The sequence below is a fragment of the Haloferax sp. KTX1 genome (assembly GCF_902410085.1).
Classification (GTDB): Archaea; Halobacteriota; Halobacteria; order Halobacteriales; family Haloferacaceae; genus Haloferax; species Haloferax massiliensis.
In genome coordinates, this window is sequence record NZ_CABPRH010000282.1 from 1 (window position 1) to 412 (window position 412).

A 412-nucleotide genomic window follows, 5' to 3' on the forward strand; every position below is an offset into this window, starting at 1 on the left:
AGGTGGAGCGGACCACTGAGAACGACCCGCAGGGCCGAGCCGAGCACCGGGAGGCTATCGAGGAAGCGGTCGAACAGTCCCTGTGCTGTCGGGACAAACGCTACGAGCAACTGCAGGCCCACGGCGGCTTTGACGTAGCGGTCGACGTCCCACCAGCTCGTCCCCAGCAGGTCCAGTCGCCCGAGCGTCCGGTCGGTCGTCGCCGTGGGTGCCGGAATCCACGATTCGAGCGTCTCCGTGACCCGGTCCAGCAACAACAGGGTGAGGAGGACACCAGCCTGTAGCGTCACGAAGCCCACGAGCGGCTGGACCGAGAAGCCGGCAACGACACGGACGAGCACCCAGGGCAGCCTGACGGCAGCGGCGACGGCACAGACGATTGTGGCGCAGATACCGACCACCAGTACCACGA

General features: G+C 66.7%; 1 pseudogene. It reads right to left on the reverse strand.

Annotated elements, in window-relative coordinates:
- Positions 1-412 (reverse strand): annotated as a pseudogene (locus FY251_RS21850) (hypothetical protein); the annotation flags it as partial.